The 4,936-nt window shown below is 66.3% G+C and carries 6 protein-coding genes; 4 read left to right on the top strand and 2 right to left on the bottom strand.

The annotated features are described in order from the left end of the window. On the top strand, positions 1-473 hold a 473-nt coding region (locus WCE35_RS22970; protein ID WP_424595605.1), incomplete at its 5' end, for a tetraacyldisaccharide 4'-kinase. Positions 474-516: 43 nt separating this feature from the next. Here WCE35_RS22970 and WCE35_RS22965 read toward each other — a convergent pair. Next, entirely contained in the window at positions 517-744 is a 228-nt protein-coding gene (locus tag WCE35_RS22965; protein WP_424595604.1) for a DUF2093 domain-containing protein, read from the bottom strand. Between the two features lie 199 nt (positions 745-943). Between WCE35_RS22965 and WCE35_RS22960 the strand changes: the two genes are divergently transcribed. After that, positions 944-1,783 (top strand): dienelactone hydrolase family protein, encoded by an 840-nt coding sequence (locus WCE35_RS22960; RefSeq protein WP_424595603.1) that lies wholly within the window; start codon positions 944-946, stop codon positions 1,781-1,783. Between the two features lie 70 nt (positions 1,784-1,853). Here the strand turns inward: WCE35_RS22960 and xseA are convergent, their stop codons facing one another. Next, positions 1,854-3,473 (bottom strand): exodeoxyribonuclease VII large subunit, encoded by a 1,620-nt coding sequence (xseA, locus tag WCE35_RS22955; RefSeq protein WP_424595602.1) that lies wholly within the window; start codon positions 3,471-3,473, stop codon positions 1,854-1,856. Between the two features lie 348 nt (positions 3,474-3,821). Between xseA and WCE35_RS22950 the strand changes: the two genes are divergently transcribed. Together WCE35_RS22950 and WCE35_RS22945 are read left to right on the top strand one after the other, a co-directional pair. After that, the gene (locus tag WCE35_RS22950) at positions 3,822-4,127 is read left to right on the top strand and encodes a winged helix-turn-helix domain-containing protein (RefSeq protein WP_424595601.1); all 306 of its coding nucleotides are present in this window, start codon (positions 3,822-3,824) and stop codon (positions 4,125-4,127) included. Between the two features lie 188 nt (positions 4,128-4,315). Next, positions 4,316-4,936: phosphoribosylamine--glycine ligase (locus WCE35_RS22945; protein ID WP_424595600.1), on the top strand; the 621-nt coding region annotated here is incomplete at its 3' end.

Raw genomic sequence — 4,936 nt, 5'->3', positions numbered from 1 at the left:
GCACCGACGCGCTGATCGTGGTCGGGGACGGGGCAGCCGCCAAGGCGGTGGCGGCCGATGTCGCCGCGCAGGGCAAGCCGGTATTGTCAGCGCGTCTCAAGCCGGACGAGGCGTCGGTGGCTTCGCTGCGCGGCAGGCGGGTACTCGCCTTTGCAGGCATCGGCGATCCTGCGCGGTTCTTCAGCACCTTGCAGACGAGCGGGATCGAGGTCGTCAGGGGACGCGCTTTCGCGGACCATCATTCGTTTTCGAGGGGCGAGATCGAAAGCCTGCTGTCGGAGGCCAGACGCGATGCGCTGACGGCGGTGACCACGGAAAAGGATCTGGCGCGCTTGCGCAGCGGCGGGGAAATAGCTGCCTGGGCGCGGGAGATCGTGCCGTTTGCGGTGACGCTGGCATTCGACGACCACGCGCAACTGCGGCGGTTCGTCTCGGAGCAGTTATTCAAGGCGCGTGAGAAGAACTATCGCTGAATGAGTGGGTGGGCACGGCGCAAACGCGCTTTTGCCCTGCGACTCAATCCCGCGCCTTCAGCGCGCCGGGAAAATGCCGCTGCAGCACGGTGCTCGGAAGCGCGTAGGCTTCCTGCAGGTCGACGCTCCAGTATTTCAGTTCGTCGAGCGGGATCCGGGCATTCGATATCGCGCAGCGCACATAGGTTCCCGGCGAGATGACGCGGAAATCGCCATCCAGATATTGCACCTGCGCCTCGCCATGGCCCGAGGGACCGAATTTATTCAGCACGGCTGGAATTCTCCGATATGCCCCGCTTGTTCAGGGGGGGGCAAAGGCCAGATGTTTTCCCGACCCGATCTATCATAAATAGGCCGGAGCGACCGCTCCGTAAACCCACCGACTTGTGATGATTCTCGTCCGATCGCATGATAGCCTTAAATCCACGGTTCGCTATGTTTCCAGCGCCATGGCGGCCAGGCCGGATCAAATGCGCTCCCTGTCAGCAATCTTACTTCTGGCGCTGTTTGCCGTTGCCTTCGCCGCGGATGCCGCACCGCTGCCGGCGGCGCCGCATCCGGTCGATATCCAGGCGGCCAATTTGACCCTGCATGCGCAGCTCTACAAGCCCGACGGCGACGGCCCGTTTTCGACCGTGATCGCGTTGCACGGCTGCGGCGGATTGGGCGGACCATCCGACCCGGTACTGCCGCGCTACCGCGACTGGGCGGAACAATTGCTCAAGACGGGCCACGCCGTGCTGCTGCCGGACAGTTACGGGTCGCGCGAGCTCGGGCCGCAATGCCGCGCCAGGGAACCCCGCCTGCTCGCCCGCCGCGAGCGGGTCGCCGATATCGTGGCGTCACGGCAATGGCTGATGCAGCAGCCCTGGGTGGCGCGCGATCGCATCAGCCTGATGGGCTGGGCCAGCGGGGCGAGTGCGCTGCTGTGGGCGGTGCGCCCGCAATTGCCGTCGCGCCATGCCGGGCCGGATTTCCGGTCGGCGATCGCATTCTATCCGGACTGCCGGATTTCTTCCGGCCTCGGCTGGAGCGCGCGGGTGCCGACGCTGTTGTTGATCGGCGCCAGGGATGATGTCAGTTCGCCATCCGCCTGCCGCCAGATGATCGACGGCGCGCGCGGCCGCAGCGCGCTGGCGCGGATCATCCTCTATCCCTCCGCCTGGCACGATTTCGACCGCGCCAATCTTCCGCTGCATCCGATCAGTGGCGGCTCCGACCCCGCGGTACCGGACCGCGGCCATATCGGCGGCGATGCCGAGGCGCGCGCGGATGCGGAAAGGCGCGTGGTGGAATGGCTGGCGCGGTGAATTTGTTTCGGTGAACAGTATCGTTCGTGTTGGCCGGAACAAGTCCGGGCAGGACGACGAGAGGCATTCGCTAAAACAAGCTTCCCTGACCGACGGGTTTTGCAACGCGCCTGGGCGTAACCGCCTTGGCGTCGTGCGAGGCATGCTTTGGCTCACTCGCAGGCGTCGACGACGCGGCCGGACGATCGGCATCCGCCGTGGCCCCGACGCGGCCATCGGCGAATTCGATCGACAGATGCGCGCTCGGCCCGATGGACGCGGCGGCATGGACGGCGTGGCCCTGCGCGTCGCGCACCAGCGCAAAGCCGCGCGCGAGCACGCCGCGATAGGACAACGCGCCCAGCAACTGTCCGCTGTGGGTGATGCGGGCATCAAGCCGCTGCATCACCGTTGCCAGCGCGCGGCGCGCGCGCTCGGCGAGACGCTGCGTGCGTTCGCGGTCGCGCGCGATGGCATTGCGTTGCGCCTGCGCATTGGCGAGCCTTGAGGCCTTCAGCCGGATTTCGAGCCCCGCATAACGCTCGCGCCGGCTGCGCAGCAGCGAACGCGCGGAGAGCCTGATCCGTTCGCCCGACACGGTCAGTCGCTGCCGGGCATGCGCGACCTGGCCGCGCAGCACCCGCACCGTCAGCCGGGCGCTGACGCCTGCGAAGTGACGGAAATGCGCATGCGTGTTGGCTTTCAGCCCGCGGGGCAGGGCGGAGCTCGAGCTGTCCAGCCGCTGCCGCGGAATCGCGAGCAAATCACCCGCGGCCGGCAGCGCGCGGACGGCGGCGCGCAGTTCGTTGCGGCGGCTTTCCTGGCCGCGCTGCCAGCACAGCATCGTGCGCCGCGCCAGCACGGAAACCTCGACCAACAGCTCGCTGCGCACCGGCACCGCCATTTCGGCGGCCGCCGTCGGCGTCGGCGCGCGCTTGTCGGCGGCGAAATCGATCAGGGTGACGTCGGTCTCGTGGCCGACCGCCGAGATCAGCGGGATTATGCTACTGGCGGCGGCGCGGACCACGATCTCCTCGTTGAACGACCATAAATCCTCCAGCGAGCCGCCGCCGCGCGCCACGATCAAGAGATCCGGCCGCGGAATCCGGCCACCTTCCGGCAGCGCGTTGAAGCCGCGGATCGCGGCGGCGATCTGCTCGGCCGAACCTTCGCCCTGCACCTTGACCGGCCACACCAGCACGCGGCGCGGAAAGCGGTCTTGCAGCCGATGCAGGATGTCGCGGATCACCGCGCCGGTCGGCGAGGTGACGACCCCGATCACTTCCGGCAGCCAGGGCAGCAATTGCTTGCGCGCCTCGTCGAACAGGCCTTCGGCGGCGAGCTTCTTCTTGCGCTCCTCCATCAGCGCCATCAGTGCGCCGATGCCGGCGGGCTCGATGGCTTCAATGACGATCTGGTATTTCGACGAGCCCGGATAGGTCGTGAGCTTGCCGGTGGCGATGACCTCGAGCCCTTCCTGCGGCTTGAACCGCATCCGCGAATGCACGCCCTTCCAGATCACCGCCTCGATCTTGGCGCTCTCGTCCTTGAGCGCGAAATAGCAGTGGCCGGAGGAATGCGGGCCGCGGAAGCCGGAGATTTCGCCGCGCACGCGGACATGGCCATAGGCGTCCTCCACCGTCCGCTTCAGCGCAGACGACAGCTCGGAGACGGTGAATTCAGGCGCGTTGATCAGGTTTTCCGCAGGCATCGGCCAATCGATTCGGGTTTTGGAGCTTTCGCGCAGGGTAGGGGCTTTTGGCTATCCCCGCCAATCCAGGGCTTGCGGGCTCCAATACTCTGCCGTGCAGAGTTATCTGTAGAGCTTTTTCCAGTGATTTTGGAGACTTTCATGGTGGGAAGGATCGTTTCAGGAATCGTCCGGCTGATCGACGGCGTCAATCACATGGAGACGTGGTGAAGGCGGGGAGCGGATCGTGACGGGCATTGATGCCATGCAAGCCGCCGTGGCGCTGTCGGATATCGACGCGATCGTCCAACGGGTTCGGCAGTCCCGAATTTACCAGCTCGGCGGGCTGTGGATGCGCCGGAGCTGACGATGGCCGGGCTCGACGACATCATCCACCAGCCGCTGCGCCTGCGGATCATGGCGGCACTGAACGCGCTGCCGGCGGCGACCGGGCTTGAATTCGCGAAACTGAAAAGACTGACCGGCGCCACCGACGGCAATCTCGGCGCCCATATCGAGACGCTTTCGAAAGCCGGCTATGTCGCGGTCGAAAAGGCCTTTGTCGGCAAGAAACCGCAGACCACGGTGACCGCCACGGCGGCAGGACGCGGCGCCTTCGCCCGCCATGTCGCGACCTTGCAGGAGATCATCGCGGCTTCGGCGCGGGACAAGTAACCTCGTCATTCCGGGGCGCGCCTCTTGGCGCGAGCCCGGAATCCATACTCTCGATCGTGGTTATGGATTCCGGGTTCGTCGCTTCGCGCCGCCCCGGAATGACGGCGTTTGACTTTGTTACCCCTTGCGGCGGCAGGGGGACTCGTGCGACCGACACGGTCTCCAACCCCGCATCTGGCTGCAATCTCATGAACATTCTTCTGCTCGGCTCCGGCGGCCGCGAACATGCGATGGCGTGGAAGATCGCGGCCTCTCCGCTGGTAACCAGACTGTGGTGCGCGCCGGGCAATGCCGGCATCGCGGGCGAGGCCGAATGCGTCGCGCTCGATATCGCCAATCATCCCGACGTGATCGAGTTCTGCAAACGCAACGCCGTGGATTTGGTCGTGGTCGGCCCGGAGACGCCGCTGGCGGCCGGGATCGTCGACGACCTCGCGGGCGCCGGCATCAAGGCGTTCGGGCCGAGCAAGCGCGCGTCGCAGCTCGAGAGCTCGAAGGGGTTCACCAAGGATTTGTGCCGCGAGTTCGACATCCCGACCGGCGCCTATCGCCGCTTTGGCAATGCGAACGACGCGCTGGCTTACGTGCGCGCGCAGGGCGTGCCGATCGTCGTCAAGGCCGACGGGCTCGCGGCCGGCAAGGGCGTGGTTGTCGCCAGGACCTTGCGCGAGGCCGAAGACGCCATTGCCGTGATGTTTACGGGCGCCTTCGGCGCGGTCGGCGCCGAAGTCGTGATCGAGGAATACCTCGCGGGCCGCGAGATCAGCTTCTTCGCGCTGTGCGATGGCGATCGCGCGATCGCGCTGGCC

This window comes from Bradyrhizobium sp., from assembly GCF_049691595.1.
Classification (GTDB): domain Bacteria; phylum Pseudomonadota; class Alphaproteobacteria; order Rhizobiales; family Xanthobacteraceae; genus Bradyrhizobium.
Note: the sequence above shows the minus strand (reverse complement) of the source record. Positions and strands in the feature narration are given on the sequence as shown.